The sequence below is a fragment of the Gleimia hominis genome, assembly GCF_002871945.2.
In the GTDB taxonomy this organism is placed as follows: Bacteria; Actinomycetota; Actinomycetes; order Actinomycetales; family Actinomycetaceae; genus Gleimia; species Gleimia hominis_A.
Map to the genome: position 1 here is coordinate 1,493,953 of NZ_CP126963.1, position 15,761 is coordinate 1,509,713.

Annotated in this window: 11 protein-coding genes; all 11 read left to right on the forward strand. The window is 57.7% G+C overall.

The features are described 5' to 3' along the window. The first annotated feature begins 207 nt into the window (after positions 1 to 207). The 11 genes from CJ187_RS06630 (at position 208) to CJ187_RS06680 (ending at position 15,728) form a co-directional block, all read left to right on the forward strand. Complete coding sequence (locus tag CJ187_RS06630; RefSeq protein WP_102216810.1) at positions 208 to 2,886, forward strand: phage tail protein; 2,679 nt, start codon at positions 208 to 210, stop codon at positions 2,884 to 2,886. After that, entirely contained in the window at positions 2,886 to 3,578 is a 693-nt protein-coding gene (locus CJ187_RS06635; RefSeq protein WP_102216811.1) for a hypothetical protein, read from the forward strand. Before CJ187_RS06630 ends, CJ187_RS06635 begins: the two co-directional genes overlap by 1 nt. A 74-nt stretch (positions 3,579 to 3,652) precedes the next feature. Beyond that, positions 3,653 to 6,484: a phage tail spike protein gene (locus CJ187_RS06640; protein ID WP_102216812.1), complete on the forward strand. Its 2,832-nt coding sequence runs from the start codon at positions 3,653 to 3,655 to the stop codon at positions 6,482 to 6,484. A 16-nt stretch (positions 6,485 to 6,500) separates the two neighbouring features. Next, positions 6,501 to 6,923 (forward strand): DUF1617 family protein, encoded by a 423-nt coding sequence (locus tag CJ187_RS06645; protein WP_102216813.1) that lies wholly within the window; start codon positions 6,501 to 6,503, stop codon positions 6,921 to 6,923. Further along, positions 6,920 to 7,138 (forward strand): acetyl-CoA carboxylase, encoded by a 219-nt coding sequence (locus CJ187_RS06650; protein WP_096882535.1) that lies wholly within the window; start codon positions 6,920 to 6,922, stop codon positions 7,136 to 7,138. The genes CJ187_RS06645 and CJ187_RS06650 overlap by 4 nt, the downstream gene beginning before the upstream one ends. An 82-nt stretch (positions 7,139 to 7,220) precedes the next feature. Continuing rightward, a complete protein-coding gene (locus CJ187_RS06655; protein WP_199171104.1) occupies positions 7,221 to 7,685 on the forward strand; it encodes a phage holin family protein in 465 nt (154 codons plus the stop codon). Next, positions 7,685 to 8,497, forward strand: coding sequence for an N-acetylmuramoyl-L-alanine amidase (locus CJ187_RS06660; protein WP_102216815.1), 813 nt, complete (start codon positions 7,685 to 7,687; stop codon positions 8,495 to 8,497). The genes CJ187_RS06655 and CJ187_RS06660 overlap by 1 nt, the downstream gene beginning before the upstream one ends. Before the next feature lie 788 nt (positions 8,498 to 9,285). After that, positions 9,286 to 10,536 carry a recombinase family protein gene (locus tag CJ187_RS06665; RefSeq protein ID WP_102216816.1) on the forward strand — a complete coding sequence of 417 codons (1,251 nt, stop codon included), beginning with the start codon at positions 9,286 to 9,288 and terminating at the stop codon, positions 10,534 to 10,536. Beyond that, positions 10,533 to 12,110 carry a recombinase family protein gene (locus tag CJ187_RS06670; RefSeq protein ID WP_102216817.1) on the forward strand — a complete coding sequence of 526 codons (1,578 nt, stop codon included), beginning with the start codon at positions 10,533 to 10,535 and terminating at the stop codon, positions 12,108 to 12,110. Before CJ187_RS06665 ends, CJ187_RS06670 begins: the two co-directional genes overlap by 4 nt. An 85-nt stretch (positions 12,111 to 12,195) precedes the next feature. Next, on the forward strand, positions 12,196 to 13,983 hold the full coding sequence (locus CJ187_RS06675; RefSeq protein ID WP_102216818.1) for an ABC transporter ATP-binding protein: 1,788 nt from the start codon (positions 12,196 to 12,198) through the stop codon (positions 13,981 to 13,983). Then, positions 13,980 to 15,728 carry an ABC transporter ATP-binding protein gene (locus CJ187_RS06680; protein WP_102216819.1) on the forward strand — a complete coding sequence of 583 codons (1,749 nt, stop codon included), beginning with the start codon at positions 13,980 to 13,982 and terminating at the stop codon, positions 15,726 to 15,728. The genes CJ187_RS06675 and CJ187_RS06680 overlap by 4 nt, the downstream gene beginning before the upstream one ends. The last annotated feature ends 33 nt before the right edge of the window (positions 15,729 to 15,761 follow it).

Here is a 15,761-nt window from a genome sequence, read left to right on the forward strand (position 1 = left end):
ATATTGCGAAACCTGCTGCATTAGCGATGCCCGTGACGGGATGCACGACACCGCTCATCCACAAAACAGCGAAAACGACCGTACCGATGACGAGTAAAGCAAACAACGGCCATACCCACCGGCGATTAGTTACAACATTGGCCCACACGATTCCTCCTCATCCTCTAGCCAATTTTAACCCCCAGCAACGCGAAGGAATACAGACCTATGGCCGACTCCAGTTTTGGTTTGAAGATCGGGCTTGAGGGTGAGCGTGAGTTCAAGCGCGCGATCACGGATATTAACCGCGAGATGCGTGTTCTCGGCAGTGAGATGAAGCTTGTGGCGTCCTCGTTTGATAAGAACGACAAGTCCGCCGAAGCCCTCACCGCCCGCAACCAAGTACTCGGCAAAGAAATCGAAGCTCAAAAGTCGAAGATTGAGACCCTGCGCGCAGCACTCGAAAACAGCGCTTCCTCGTTTGGTGAGAATGATTCGCGGACGAAGAATTGGCAGATCCAGCTCAACAACGCAGGCGCGGAGCTCAACCGCCTTGAAGGCGAACTCAAAGCCAACAACGACGCCCTCTCTGATTTCGGGAACGAGGTCGACGGTGCCGGTGATGATGCGAAGGGGGCTGCGAAGGACGCAGGACGTCTTGAGGGCGCGGTCGATGATCTCGGAGACGAGATGGACTCCACCAGCTCCAAAATCCGCATCTTCGGCGACGTGTTGAAAGCCAACCTCGCCTCCGAAGCCATCATCGCCGGGGTGAAGGGTATCGGGCATGCGATCGCCTCGATCGGTCGCGGCATGGTCGGAGCCTTGAAAGAGGGCGTGGAGTACAACGCCCGCATGGAGCAATACTCGACTTCCTTCACCACGATGCTCGGCGATCAAGCCAAAGCCCAAAAACTCGTCAATGATCTGAAAGTACAGGCGGCAAAGACTCCGTTTGGTATGGAGGACCTCGCGGGCAACATGCAAACCCTCCTGAGCTTTGGCATGAGCTTGGAGGATGCGAAAAAGCACCTCAACGAAATCGGCGACATTAGCCAAGGTGACGCGGTGAAGATGGAGTCCTTGACGCTCGCCTTCGCCCAAATGTCCTCGACCGGCAAGCTCACGGGGCAGGACTTGCTGCAGATGATCAACGCCGGATTCAACCCGTTAGAGGAAATCAGCCGCAAGACCGGCAAAAGCATTGGTGAACTGAAAGAGGATATGGCGAAGGGTGCTATTTCGGCTGATATGGTCGCTGACGCCTTCGCCAGTGCTACTGCTGAGGGCGGTCGCTTCTACGGAGCCATGGACGCCCAATCCAAGACCTTTAGCGGCCAGCTCGCAACAATGCAGGACGGGATCGAAAACCTCAAAGGCCTCCTCGCAGGCGGAGTCTCTGAGGCGTTGGCGGGTTCGGTGTTGCCGATGGTCAACGGCTGGATCGACGAACTCACGACAGCGTTCGAAGAAGGAGGAACACCCGCCCTCATCGACACTCTCGGTAGCGTATTGCAAGAAGCACTTGGTTTTATTGCTGAGCAGCTACCGATGGTGGTCGAGACCGGCATGAGCATTTTGACCGCGCTCCTTGAAGGCATTATCAAGGTGTTGCCACAAGTAGCAGAAACAGCCGTGACGCTGATCATCGCTTTAGTAGAAGCAATCATCGAAACGTTGCCGTCTTTGTTGGAGGCGGCGATTCAGATCATCGCCACCCTCGTCTCTGGTATCGGCGAAGCACTACCGGAACTGGTTCCTGCGGCGGTGGAGATGCTCATGGCTTTAGTGCAGGGCCTGGTCGATAACCTCCCGTTGCTTCTTGATGCGGCGTTGCAGCTCATCACCGGACTTACCGAAGGACTCATCGCATCAATTCCCATCATCATCGAAGCCCTCCCACAGATCATCACCGGGATTGTCACGTTCCTTGTGGGGGCGATCCCGCAGATCATCGAAGCAGGAATCCAACTACTCACCGCCTTGATCGGGGCGCTGCCTCAGATCATCACAGCAATCGTCGCAGCACTCCCACAGATTATTACTGCAATCGTGGACGGCGTGGTGGGTGCGATCCCACAACTGATCCAAGCAGGCATTCAGTTGTTGACGGCGTTGATTGGGGCGCTACCGCAGATCATCACGACGATCGTCGCCGCGCTCCCGCAGATTATCGCCAGTATTGTATCGGCGATTGGTGGGGCGATCCCGCAACTCGTCCAAGCAGGCATCCAACTCCTCACCGCGTTGGTACGAAACCTGCCGCAGATCATTTCCACAATCGTCGCAGCAATCCCATCGATTATTTCTGGGATTGTGTCTGCTGTTGGGCAGGGCGTGTGGCAGATGGTGGAGGCGGGTAAGAACCTCGTCTACGGCCTGTGGAATGGCATCCAAGGCTTGGCGGGCTGGTTGTGGAATCGGGTCTCGAACTGGGCAAGCGGAATTTGGGACTCCATCACCGGCTTCTTCGGTATCCACTCACCATCTCGCAAGATGGCCTGGGCAGGACAGATGCTTGTCGAAGGCCTCGCAGGCTCCATCCGCACGGACGGCAACGAAGCCGTCACCGCCGCTACTGGTTTAGCTAGGGACACGATGGACGCCTTCGCCGACCTTGAAGACGGGCTGAGCGTCCCGATCGAGGCGGTGGCGGATCTACAGGTACCTGCCGTTGACCTCACCCCACAACCCATAGCTATCAGCCGCGATACGAGTGGCAATGCTGATAGTGAGCGGGTGGATGTCGCGAGCATCGTCGATGCAACAGCAAAACGCATCCTCGGGTCTTTGGATATTTCAGTGACGTTGTCGGATGGGACGCTGGTTGGCAAACTCGCACCCGCTCTCGACAAGCAACTCGCACGCCTTGATCGGCGGCAGACCGTGATGGCAGGAGGCTACTAATGTATGGCTTCACCCTGGACAACACGGTGACGTCCGCGTCGCTTGGTCTGCGGCTCGTCGCGCCGGTGGCGATTCCCGCAGCCGTCCGTGCGGTGGATGATATTGAGGTCGAAGGACGCGCCGGAACCCTCACGCGCTTCACGGGCTGGGAGGATACCGAGATCGAGCTTGAGCTCGCCGTTCCTGTTCGTGACGGGCTCGACCAGTATCGGCAGGCTGCTCACGAGCTGACGGGCTCTTCGACGATTGCGTTGACTGCCGAGCCTGGTGTTTACCGCAAGGTTAAGCACTGCGAAGTGAGCGAACTGCGCCGGGAGCTGTCGGGGTGGGGGTTCTTCACCGCGCGCCTGACCTGCCAGCCCTTCACTTACCTGACCGAGGGATTGAATCCGGTAACGCTCACTGCATCTGGGACGATCACGAACCCCGGCCTACTCGATGCGGATCCGATCATCACCGTTACTGGCACCGGAGCGTTGTCTTTGACGATCAATGCGCGCGTCTATCACGTGAATTCGCCAGCAGGTTCCGTCACGCTCGACAGCGCGCGTCTCGTCGCACACGCCCACGGGAGAATCCAGACCGATGCGCTCACCGAAACCTTCCCGACCTTCAAGCCTGGGATCAATCGCCTCACGCTCGGCGCGGGTATTTCGAAGATCGTGATCACGCCGAACTGGCGCAACCCCTAACACCCAACTCACGCAAGTTCCGATGGCCATCCCTTCGTGGGGTGGCCAAATTGTTTTGTTTGGAAGGCTCACTCATGATTACGGTTCACGACCGCACCGCCACGACATTCACCACCACCGGGCTAGGAGTCTTGGATCGGGAAATCATCAACCCGATCGTGGTTGAGGAACTTGGCGGCGAATTCTCACTGACCTTCACCTACCCAGCAGACGGCCCCGCAGCCACGCACCTCGTACTTGAGAACATTGTGGCAGCGCCCGTGCCAGGACTGGAGCAACGGCAGGGTTTCCGCATCAGCGAGGTCGTCACCACCCTCGAAGGAACGCTGGAAGTGACGGCGTTTCATGTCTTCTATGATCTGGCCGCGAACCTCATCGCCGACACCTACGTTGTCAACAAAACCGCGAAAGATGCACTCACTCAAATCCTTGGCGCGGCAAACACCAACCATAATTTCACTGCCACAAGCTCGGATACGGTGACGCGATCCTCGGCACGGATGGTACGCATGCCCATCGCCCAAGCTCTCATGGATGCGGGCGAGGATAACACGCTCATCTCGCGTTGGGGCGGCGAACTGGCCCGCGATAATTTCCATATCCATCACTCCGCTCGGCGTGGGCGAAATACAGGCGTTGTCATCCGTGATCGGAAGAACCTCACTGGGTTTGAGTCATCCATTGATTTTTCGACGGTGGCGACGCGGATTCTCCCGGTGGGCTACGACGGCCTACTCCTACCCGAGCTCTATGTGGATTCGCTGAAGTTGGGTGATTATGTGGTGCCGCGTATCCGCGTCATCCGCTACGGACAAGTCAAAGCCATCACGGATAAAGACAACCCACGTGAAGGCGAGCTTCCACTCGACCAAGCACACGCGCAGTTGCGCCATCTGGCAGCAGCAGAATTCAGCGCCAAGCATGTGGATGAGCCGTCCGGGTCGTACAAGATCCGCTTCACTGACCTTTCACAAACCCGTGAATACGCTGACCTCGCACGGCTGGAAACCGTCGAAATTGGCGACACCGTGACCGTCCGCCACGCTGATCTTGGTGTTGCGCTCACGGCACGGGTGGTCGCTTACGAATACAACCCACTCGCGCTCCAGTACATTTCGGTCGAACTGGGTTCTACTGCTCGGAAGTTCACGTCCGTCACCCGGCAAGTGAAGACTGCCATCAATACGGCGGTGGCTGCATCGGATACGGCAGGATTCGCCCTCGCAAGCGCTGATGGGAAGAACACCAACCACTACGGCACCACCCAGCCCGAGAAGGCACAGCTCGGCGACACATGGTTCAAAAGCAACGGCGAAACCACCGAAATCTGGATATACCGGCTCACCGACACCGGGCAGCCCGGCTGGGTCGCCCTCGCCACCGATCTGAACCATGCACAGATCAGCGCGGAACTCGACGCAGCACGCACGCAGGTCGACCAAGCCCTCACCACCGCACAAGACGCACAAACCGCCGCCGATGCTGTCGCCACTCAGATGGCTTCGGCGCAGGTCGATATTGACCAGGCCAATACCGCAGCCGCTGGTGCTACCCAGTTGGCGCAAGATGCCCACGACGTTGCGGTTACCTCGGATGGGCGGCTCACGGTTGCCGTTGTTGACCCGAGCGTAGCGGACGCGGCTGGCAGGCCGGAGGGTGCGCTATGGCAAGTGCGCGTAGACGGCGTGATCGCCCGCCAATACATTCTCACCAACAACCAATGGGAGCAGACACCGGTGGGTGGCGCGATGATCGGGTCGAAAGCGATCAGCCAAGCACACATCGCAGACGCCGCCATCGGCACCGCACACATCGCTGATGCCGCGATCACCAACGCGAAAATCAGCTCACTGTCGGCAGACAAGATCACGGCTGGGTTCTTGGCGGCTGACCGTATCGCCACGGGAAGTATTACCTCCGACAAGCTGACAATCGCGAGTGGGTTCATCACCACCGCAATGATTGCCAACGCCGCGATCACGGACGCAAAGGTTGGCAGTCTATCGGCGTCGAAGATTACGACCGGTACCTTGTCGGCTGCACGCATCGCAGCAGGGTCCATTACCTCGGACAAGTTGACGATCGCTAACGGTTTTATCCAGTCCGCGATGATCAAGGACGCTGCGGTCACATCGGCCAAGATTGCTTCGCTGGATGCTGGGAAGATCACCACCGGGACGTTGTCGGCGACACGGATTGGGGCTCGCTCGATTACGGCAGACAAGCTCGCGACCAACGCCATCCAAGTAGGCCTAGCAGGCTGGACGCAATCTATCCGCATCACCCCGTATCAGATCGCTTGGTACAACGGCTCCACCTTGGAAGGGACAATCTCCAGTTCCGGGATGAAATTCTGGTACGGCACCCGCTACATCGGGGAAATGGCACGCCGTGCTCACAAGGACAAGCCCGACGTGCAAGGCGTCGTCAACCAGGTCGCCTATCAAGGCGACTATGTGGCCTGGACATACCAGACGGTTTCCGACGGCACCTACTACACCTGCCTCACCCTGGATCCGAAGGGACGCTTCTACGGCAAGGCCGGCATTCATCTCGGTGCTGACTTGCGCACCAACGGCTACAAGTTCTACACCACCGGCTCGCGCTACGTGACCTTGCAAGACTGCACGCTCACCGGGAAAGGCACCTACGCCGGGTGGGCGTCGAGCAATGGGCTGGCGAAGATCGTCTTCCACACCTACGACGTCATGGTCGTCACCAATGGGTCGTATTACAACATGACCCGCCTATTCGACCGCACCAAAGATTTGATGTCGCGGATGAACGCGATCCTCAGCCTGCTCAATCAGGGGTGGATCACATCCATCTCCGGAACCGGATCGAACATCACGTGGCGGTACTTCTCCAACACTGGCTTATCGACCATGTCCACCAACCTCGCATAAGTAAAAGGAAACACTGATGAAGATCAAGATCGCCAACCAGCACCTCCAACCCGTCGCCGACCTACTCACCAATATGCCGTTGAAGGCGGTACAGTCCCGTGCCCGCTCGAAACTTCTAACGTTGGTGAGGGAGGCGATTGCTCGGTTTGGGGAGGACGAATACGACCTCGTCACCCAATTCGCAACACTCGACGATCAGGGTCGCCCAGTCTTTGGTAACGACGGCACCTTTGCTCTCGCTGACCCCGATAAAGCGAGTGAATTCCTCGAAGCTCGCCAAGCCCTGCTCGCGTCGATCGCTGAAGTATCTGGCCCGACCTACGACGGCCACGACAAGGACGTGAAAGCACTTCTTGACGGCTATGAGGGTGAGCTGTCTGGCGTGGCGGCGGAAGCCTACGACGTCCTCTACGACGCCATCACCAAGGGTGGCCAATGAACATTGACAACGAGAACACAGAACTGGCTGAAGTCACGGCCGATGAGTCAACATCTAGCGAAGAAGTGCAGCTACCCATCGTCCCAGTCGAATCCGACACCACACCCGTACCACCAGCAGAAACCATCGAAGCCCAAGAACTCCCAGCGCCCAAGGCGGCATTCTTCGACTTAAGCCTGCCAATTCTCGAGGTCTTGACTGACCCGACCATGTAGCCCAGTGCTACACCAATTTTTGATGCCTTCACCCCTTGGTGGGTGTGGGCAATTTTTTATGCCCACGAAAGGAATCATTCTCATGTCTCTAAACGCCATCTGGCACGCCATCCAAACCGGCATCGCTGGTATTGGTGCGTGGCTCGCCGCTTATCTTGGAGGTCTCGACGGCCTCGTCTATGCCCTGATCGTCTTCGCTATCGCCGACTACATCACCGGGGTGCTGGCCGCCATCAACGAGCGCCGCCTCAGCTCATCCGTCGGTTTTAGGGGTATCAGCCGCAAGATCCTCATCTTTACCCTCGTCGGCCTCGCCCACCTCATCGACGTCCATATTCTCGGAGCACCCGGCGTGCTTCGTGCGGCGGTCATTTTCTTCTACCTATCCAACGAAGGCATCTCCCTGATCGAGAACGCCACCCGCTTGGGTCTGCCTGTGCCTGCCCAGATGCGTGGAGCTTTGGATGCGATCGCGAACCGCGCCGACACCAGACCCTCACTGACCGAAACAACCGCTGAACACCCAACAGATAAGGAGATTCACTGATGAAGAATTGGCTCGCGCTTGAGGCCGACATCGACCTCATCATGAACACACACTACACACCCGGCAGGAACGGTCGGCGGATCGATAAGGTCATCATCCACCACAACGCCGGAAACCTCACCATTAGGGGCTGTTACGACGTGTGGCAGTCCCGTCCTGCTTCCGCCCACTACCAAGTCCAAACTGACGGACGCATCGGCCAGCTCGTGTGGGACCGGGACACCGCCTGGCATGCAGGCAACTTTGCCGCCAACACCACCAGTATCGGCATCGAACACGCCGATGTTTCTTCCGATCCTTGGTCGGTATCCGACGCATGTTTGGATAACGGAGCACACCTCGTCGCGGCCGTTTGCAAGTTCTACGGTCTTGGCCGCCCGGTCTGGGGTAAGAACGTGTTCGGGCACAAGAACTTCTCCTCGACCGAATGCCCCGCCTCGCTGGCAGGCAGTCAGCACACCGCGTATATGGCACGAGCACAGTCTTGGTATGAGCAGATGACCGGCAACACCCCAGTACCAGCACCAGCCACACCGGACATCGACGCTCTCGCCGATGCCGTGATCCGTGGCGACTACGGCAACGGGGATGAGCGCAAACGTCGCCTCGGAGCCAACTACGCCGCCGTCCAACAGCGAGTCAACGAAAAGCTCTCCGGCCGAACGCCCACGAAGCCCGCCGGGCCCAACATCGATGCTCTTGCCGATGCCGTGATCCGTGGCGACTACGGCAACGGCGAAGAGCGTAAACGCCGTCTCGGAAACCTCTACAGCGCTGTGCAAGCGCGAGTGAACGCCAAGCTCGGCTACTAACCCCGCACGCCCCTGTGGCGTATTGAAGCCCCGTCATCACTGTGACTTCCCAACTTTCGGGAAGCCGGTGGTGGCGGGGCTTTTCGTCATTTTACGGACGGATTTAACACATACGGGTTTGTCGGCAGTGGGGTGAAGGGAGTGACCCCACTGTGAAGAACATTGAAGAAGAACGTATCCGTAACCTGCGCACGGCGGGCTGGGGGTATAAAGCGATTGCCGAGTTTTGCGCCCTGACTCGTGACCAGGTCCGCTCGTACTGCACCAACCGAAATCTCGACGCCGGGTTGGTGATGGCCTGGCAGGTATGCCAGTGGTGTGCCAGCCCCATTCGGGGAGGTGTTCGGGCTCGGTTTTGCTCGCCCGCATGCAGACATAAAGCGTGGCGGCACCGACAGAAAACCGAGCCAGTGCGCGAGCAGACCTGTACGCACTGCGGACGCCGCTTCGCGATCGTGGACAAACCGGGCCAAAAGTACTGCTGCCACGCCTGTTATGTACGTGCTCGCTTCGGCACCCGTGGCGGACGACCATGAACGCTCTCACGGCTCGGGTTGATCAGATGACACAGCCTGAGATGTTCGCCCGAGAACTCGCCTTTATTACTGACGCTCACGTCTTAAGCATGCTGGCAAGTCGGGGTGTGCTCACATCTTCAGAGTATCGGCGTGCCTATCGGCTGTTGTGGGAGGACCGGAACCCGATCTATCAACCACAGATTGTGGGCGAAACGACTGGATAAACACCGCCTTTAGAGCGTGTATAGACCTAACGCGAAAGGAGAAAACGTGGCACACATCAGTGTGGTGACACCAGTTCGGCCGCCGACCCCGAAACTGGTCAACGTAGCAGCATACGCGAGGGTCTCAACCAACGGCACAGAGCAGTTAGCATCCCTATCGGCGCAGGTTTCGTATTATTCGCGCCTGATCCAGTCCACACCCGGATGGGCCTATGCAGGCGTGTTTATCGACGAGGGTATCACCGGCACGTCAACGAAATCCCGGCAAGGCCTGGCCGACTTGATGGACGCAGCCAGGGGCGGGGGTGTCGATATTGTGTTGTGTAAATCAATCTCACGCCTGGCCCGCAACACTGTCGACCTGCTCGCTACGGTCCGTGAGCTCAAAGACCTTGGCGTGGCCGTACGGTTCGAACGCGAACGTATCGACACCCTTAGCGCTGACGGGGAACTGCTGTTAACCTTGCTGGCCTCGTTCGCCCAAGAAGAATCACGCTCGCTATCCCAGAACGTGAAATGGGCAATCCGCAACCGATACAAGAACGGTGGCACGAACTCCTTCGTTGTCTATGGCTACCACTGGGCAAACGGCCAGTTCACCATCATCGACGAAGAAGCCAAGATCGTGCGCTTACTGTTTGCCAATTATCTCGATGGGATCAGCCCGGAAAAGACCGCTGGCATGCTCAACGCTGAAGGTAAACGCTCTCGGGGAGGGGGACGGTTCTACGGATCCGTGTTTCGTCGCATGCTCGAAAACGAGCGGTACAAGGGCTGCCAAATGCTACAGAAAATGTACCGCCCCACAATCCAAGCACCCACACGCTCCTTCAACGACGGGGAGCTGCCGCGATACTGGGTCGAGCAAGCCCTCCCAGCGATCATTGATCAGGCGATGTTTGACACGGTGCAAGCAGAAATCGCGCACAGGCGTGAGGTGGGCCCGGCGGCGACCCCGTCAAAGAACACGGGCGTATTCACCGGGCGGATCTGCTGCGCGGCGTGCGGGAAGAACTATCAACGCAAAACCCGCACCTACAAGTCTGGAACCTCATACAAGTTCTGGCGCTGCTGGAGTGCCTGCACCGGGAACGGCAATCCCTGTAGGGGGCACAACCTGCGCGAAACGCTCCTCGAACAAGCCTGCGCAGACATGCTCGGCACCCAGGGTTTCGACCCTGTCCAGGTTGGCGAGCAGGTCGTGATGATCGAGGCCTTCGAGCATCAGCTCACCTTCCACCTCGCGGATGGAACTATGACGCCGGTGGGCTTAACCAGTGAGGGGTGGTTGGCATGAGTCGCACGGTCACTGCGATACCCGCAACAAAGAAGGTTCGATCTGCCGCAGCCTCATCTGGGGTACCGGCGCGCAGAAGGGTCGCCGCCTACGCGCGAGTCTCTACCGAGATGGAAGAACAAACCTCATCATATGAGGCGCAAATCGACTACTACACCACCTACATTCGCTCCCGTAATGATTGGCAGTTCGCGGGCATGTACTGCGACGAAGGTATCTCTGGCACCTCTATGAAGCGCCGTGAGGGATTCCAAACCATGATCGATGACGCCCTGGCAGGCAAAATCGATCTGATCCTCACCAAAAGCGTCTCCCGGTTCGCACGCAACACCGTCGACTCGCTCACTACCGTGCGCAAGCTCAAAGACGCAGGCGTCGAGGTTTATTTTGAGAAGGAAAATATTTACACCTTCGACGCCAAAGGCGAGCTATTGATCACGATCATGAGCTCACTGGCGCAAGAAGAATCCCGCTCCATCTCCGAGAACGTCACCTGGGGACATAGGAAACGTTTTGCCGATGGAAAAATCATGGTGCCCTACAAATCCCTACTCGGATACAAGAAAGGAGCGGACGGTAACCTCGTCATTGCCGAAACCCAGGCACCGACTGTCCGGTTGATCTACCAGCTTTTCCTTGACGGGATGGCGATCAGTGAGATTAAAACCGAGCTCGCGCAGCGTAAGATTCTCACCCCGCGTGGGAAAGAAGTGTGGTCAACGTCGACAGTGCGCTCGATCTTGTCGAATGAAAAATATAAGGGCGATGCCCTTCTCCAAAAGACGTTTACCACCGATTTTCTTACTAAGAAGATGAAGGTCAACGAGGGTGAAGTGCCCCAATACTACGTATCAGGTAATCACGAGCCGATTATTGCTCCGCGTATCTGGGATCAGGTGCAATACGAGCTCGCCACCAGGCATGGCAACATATCCTCAGCGAAGGTCGGCTTGTTCTCCACCAGGCTCAAGTGTGCGCAGTGTGGGTCGTGGTATGGGCGTAAGACGTGGGCGTCGAACACGAAATATAAGTACACAGTCTGGCAATGCAACCATAAATACGCAGGCGAACACCCTTGCAGCAGCGCGACGGTGAAAGACGAGCAGATCAAGGATTCTTTCGTCCAAGCGCTCAATCAACTGATCGCCCGCCAGCCACGGCAAAGCCAGCTACTGCAAATCTTTGACTCCATGTTTGATACGAGCCGTTTGGAAGAACAAGCCGCCGCTTGCCAAACAAAAATCGTGGAACTCACTGAGCAGATCGAAGCACTGATAGCCGAAAATCAGCAACGCGCGCTCGACCAGGACGCCTACCAAAACAAGTACACAGAGCTCGATACTGCCTGCCGTAAGACACTCGCATGCAAAGCGAGCCTAGAGGCAGATATTGCAGCGAACACTGCCAAGCATGCCGCCGTCACCACAGCCCTAGGCGATCTGGCGGGCGAACCTGTGAGCGAGTTCCGCCCCGCGCAGTGGAGCGCACTGATCGACCACGCCATCGTAGACGAGGATACGATCCGGTTCGTATTCCGAGTTGGTGAACAGGTGAGGATTGCCCTGAAAGGGTGATGCTCGTATCGGTTGACGTGCACGGTTAGACACACCTCCCAGAAATTAGGTAAGGTTATCCTTATCTAATAAGGATGGTGTTTGCGTGAACGATAGTGTAATGGATCAGGTTGTTGAAGGCGAGTATGGGTCGGCGAAGGAAAAATCTGTCGCTGGCCAGAACGCGATCCGTCAGCTATCGCAGCCGGTGAAAGGCAAACTGTTCGTCGCGCAGGTCTTAGCGTTCGCCTCCGGGGTGTTGGCCATTGCCCCGTATGTGGCTCTGGTGGAGCTTGGCAGAGAACTTATGCAAGACCAGGTGGACCCGGCGCGAGTGAACTGGATCGTCATACTCCTCGTCAGCGCATACATGACCCGGTTGACCTTATATTTTGTTGCATTGGGCGTGACGCATTTTATTGACCTGTCGTTGCGTAATCAAATGCGCCGCCAGATTGCCGCCCGCATGTCGACTGCTCCGCTGTCGTGGTTTACCCGCGAGGGTGAGGGGAAGATCCGCAAGACCATTCAGGATGATACGGCCACGGTGCACACAGTGATTGCGCACGGGCCGATTGAGAAACTGAACGCGATCGTATCCCCGCTCGCCTTGTTGGCCTATGCGTTCGTGGTGGATTGGCGGCTCGCTCTGCTGTCGATTGCGACGATTCCGATTTATGTGGGCATGTATGGCATGTCGATGCGTGGGATGAATGAGAAGACCGCACAAATGGATACCAAGCTCGCTCAGGTTTCGGCAACGATGGCCGAGTTCGTTGCCGGTATCTCAGTGGTGAAAGCGTTCGGCAAGGTCGGCCAAGCACATAAAGCCTATTTAGATGCAGCTAACGAGTTTTCTAAGTTCTACCGGGCATGGTGCATGCCGCTGGTGTCGATGTCGGTCGCCTCATTTTCGTGGGTGTCGATCCCGGTGTTGTTGATCGTGAACCTTGGCGGTGGCGCGTTGATGATGAACGCCGGTTGGGTGAGCATCTACGAGGTGATAACGACCACGTTGATCGCCTTGGTGTTGCCGGGAGCGTTGATGGCAGTCGCAACCATCGCCTGGTCGTACCAGCTCGCAGGGTCTGCGGCAGTACGGCTGGTGAACGTCATGGAGCTACCGGCATTGCCTCAGCCAGATATGCCGCAGACGCCAAAGGGTCATGATATCGAGATTCGGGGTGTGTCGTATGCCTATGACGAGACCCAAGCGTTAGACGAAGTGAGCCTGAGCATTCCGGCAGGCACGGTGACCGCGCTGGTTGGGCCTTCGGGCGCGGGAAAGTCGACGTTGGCGAGTTTGATTGCCCGCTTCGATGATCCAGATGCTGGCACGATCACTATTGGCGGGGTTGATCTAAAGAGCATTTCCCAGGATGTGTTGTATTCGACGGTCGCATTTGTCCTGCAAGATGCACAGCTTATTCGCGACACCATTCGAAACAACATCGCTCTTGGCGCGCCAGACGCAACCTTGGATCAGGTGCGGCAGGCGGCGCGGGCGGCGCAGATCGATGAGTTCATCATGAGCCTGCCAGATGGTTACGACACTGTGTTGGGTGAGGATACCCACGTTTCGGGCGGGCAGGCAGCCCGTATCGCGATCGCCCGGGCGCTCATGGTTGATGCCCCAGTGTTGGTGTTGGACGAGGCGACGGCGATGGCGGACCCGGAATCGGAATCGAAAATCCAACAAGCTCTCTCGACTCTTGCCAAAGGCAGAACCGTGATTGTGATCGCCCACCGACTGGCCTCGATCAGAGGGGCAGACCAAATCGTCGTCATGGAACGCGGGCGCATTGCTGTGGTCGGTAAACACGACGAGCTGGTGGGTAATGCGCACTATCAGGCACTTCTTGCCCAAGGTGCATGCGAGGAGATGACACGATGAATCAACTATTGCTGCCACGCTTTAAGCGTTTGATGGAACCCGCCTCGTGGCGAGACCTCTCGGTCGGTCAAGCGTGGGGTGCGGTCTCAGGACTGTGTCACGGCTTTGCCCTGCTGACTCTGCTTCCCGCAGCAAGTGCCCTAGCGACCGGAATGCCGGTGTGGGGGTTATCGTTTTGGGGATGGCTCATCGCCTTGGCGGTAATCGCGGTGCTGGGCGTGGGCACGGAGTTTTATGGCATGCGCACCGGCTATATCGGGGCCCTCGGGTTCATTCACGACGTACACCAAGCGGTCGGCAACAAGGTAGCCCGCCTACCGTTGGGAGTGTTCGATTCGGGTAGTTCTGGACGGCTGTCGCGCATGGTCACCCAGGAAATGATGAACTTGGGTGAGTCGGCGGCACATTTCATTTTTTCCCTCGTCCAAAAACTCTCAGCCGTGCTGGTGATCACTGTGGGCACGTGGTTCTGGGATTGGCGGCTGGGACTGACCTTGACGATCGCCTTCCCGATCATGCTCGCCTTCCTTCATATCTCCCGTGTGCTTCTCGATAAGGGCAAGCAGGTTTCCGAACCAGCAGAATCGGAGCTGGCGGCTCGCATGGTCGAATTCGCCACCTGCCAAGGCGCGCTGCGCTCCTGCCATGTCGCCGATGACTACCCGGCCCTTGATCGGGCATTCAAACAGGCTGACCGCAAAAGCCGCAAAGCATTGTGGATCGAAACATTAGCGAACCTGATAAACGGAGTGTTCGTCCAAGCCCTTGTCGTGGTAATGATTTGGCTGACCGCCCAACTCGCCCTCGGCGGGCAGATGAATGCGTTGAACGCTGTGGTCACCATCGGCATGTGCCTGCGGTTCACCACCATGCTCCAAGACATCGGTGGCTGCATGACCGGGCTGGAAGAACGCCGCCAGCAGATGAATCACGTCGACAAGGTCATGGACGCTCCCGAACTGTCCGAACCCGATGTCTCCACCCCGGTGAGCGCTCCTGGTGATGTTCGTTTCGAGGACGTCGCCTTCGGCTACGATCCGGACACCCCGGTTCTCCGTGATATTTCCTTCCATGTCCCGCAAGGCGGCATGTGTGCCCTGGTTGGCCCTTCCGGCTGCGGAAAAACCACAATCGCGAGGTTGGTTGCACGTTTCTGGGATGTGCAGTCCGGCAGCGTATACGTTGGCGGGGTTGATGTGCGCGAGCAGACCACCGAAGATTTGATGCGCCAGGTGTCTCTCGTTTTCCAAGACGTCTATTTATTCAATGACACGCTCGAGGCCAACATTCGCCTTGGCAACCCAGAAGCTACCGATGAAGAAATCAGGTGGGCGGCTGACCTGTCGGGCGTGACGGAAATCGTCAACCGGCTCCCAGACGGCTGGAATTCATTGGCGGGTGCTGGCGGGCGCGCACTGTCAGGTGGGGAACGCCAACGCGTCTCTATCGCCCGCGCCTTGGTGAAGAAGGCCCCGATCGCGCTGTTCGATGAGGCCACCAGCGCGTTGGATGCGGAAAATGAAGCCAACATTGTTGCGGCGATGAACGAGCTACGCAGGCACTCCACACTGATCGTGATCGCCCACAAACTTGAAACCATTCGCCAAGCTGACCAAATCATTGTGCTCTCCCACGGTGGGCGTATCGCCCAGCGCGGGTGCCACGACGAGCTGGTCAACCAGCCAGGTCAATACCGCGATTTCTGGCAAGAGCGCATCAACGCCGCCGGATGGCAACTCGTCTAAAACACAGCACTGTTCACAATCATGAAAGGAATA

Bases quoted from the DNA above. Each gene is read 5' to 3' on its own strand.
- CJ187_RS06630 (WP_102216810.1), top strand. From the start codon at position 208: ATGGCCGACTCCAGTTTTGGTTTGAAGATCGGGCTTGAGGGTGAGCGT.
- CJ187_RS06635 (WP_102216811.1), top strand. From the start codon at position 2,886: ATGTATGGCTTCACCCTGGACAACACGGTGACGTCCGCGTCGCTTGGT.
- CJ187_RS06640 (WP_102216812.1), top strand. From the start codon at position 3,653: ATGATTACGGTTCACGACCGCACCGCCACGACATTCACCACCACCGGG.
- CJ187_RS06645 (WP_102216813.1), top strand. From the start codon at position 6,501: ATGAAGATCAAGATCGCCAACCAGCACCTCCAACCCGTCGCCGACCTA.
- CJ187_RS06650 (WP_096882535.1), top strand. From the start codon at position 6,920: ATGAACATTGACAACGAGAACACAGAACTGGCTGAAGTCACGGCCGAT.
- CJ187_RS06655 (WP_199171104.1), top strand. From the start codon at position 7,221: ATGTCTCTAAACGCCATCTGGCACGCCATCCAAACCGGCATCGCTGGT.
- CJ187_RS06660 (WP_102216815.1), top strand. From the start codon at position 7,685: ATGAAGAATTGGCTCGCGCTTGAGGCCGACATCGACCTCATCATGAAC.
- CJ187_RS06670 (WP_102216817.1), top strand. From the start codon at position 10,533: ATGAGTCGCACGGTCACTGCGATACCCGCAACAAAGAAGGTTCGATCT.
- CJ187_RS06680 (WP_102216819.1), top strand. From the start codon at position 13,980: ATGAATCAACTATTGCTGCCACGCTTTAAGCGTTTGATGGAACCCGCC.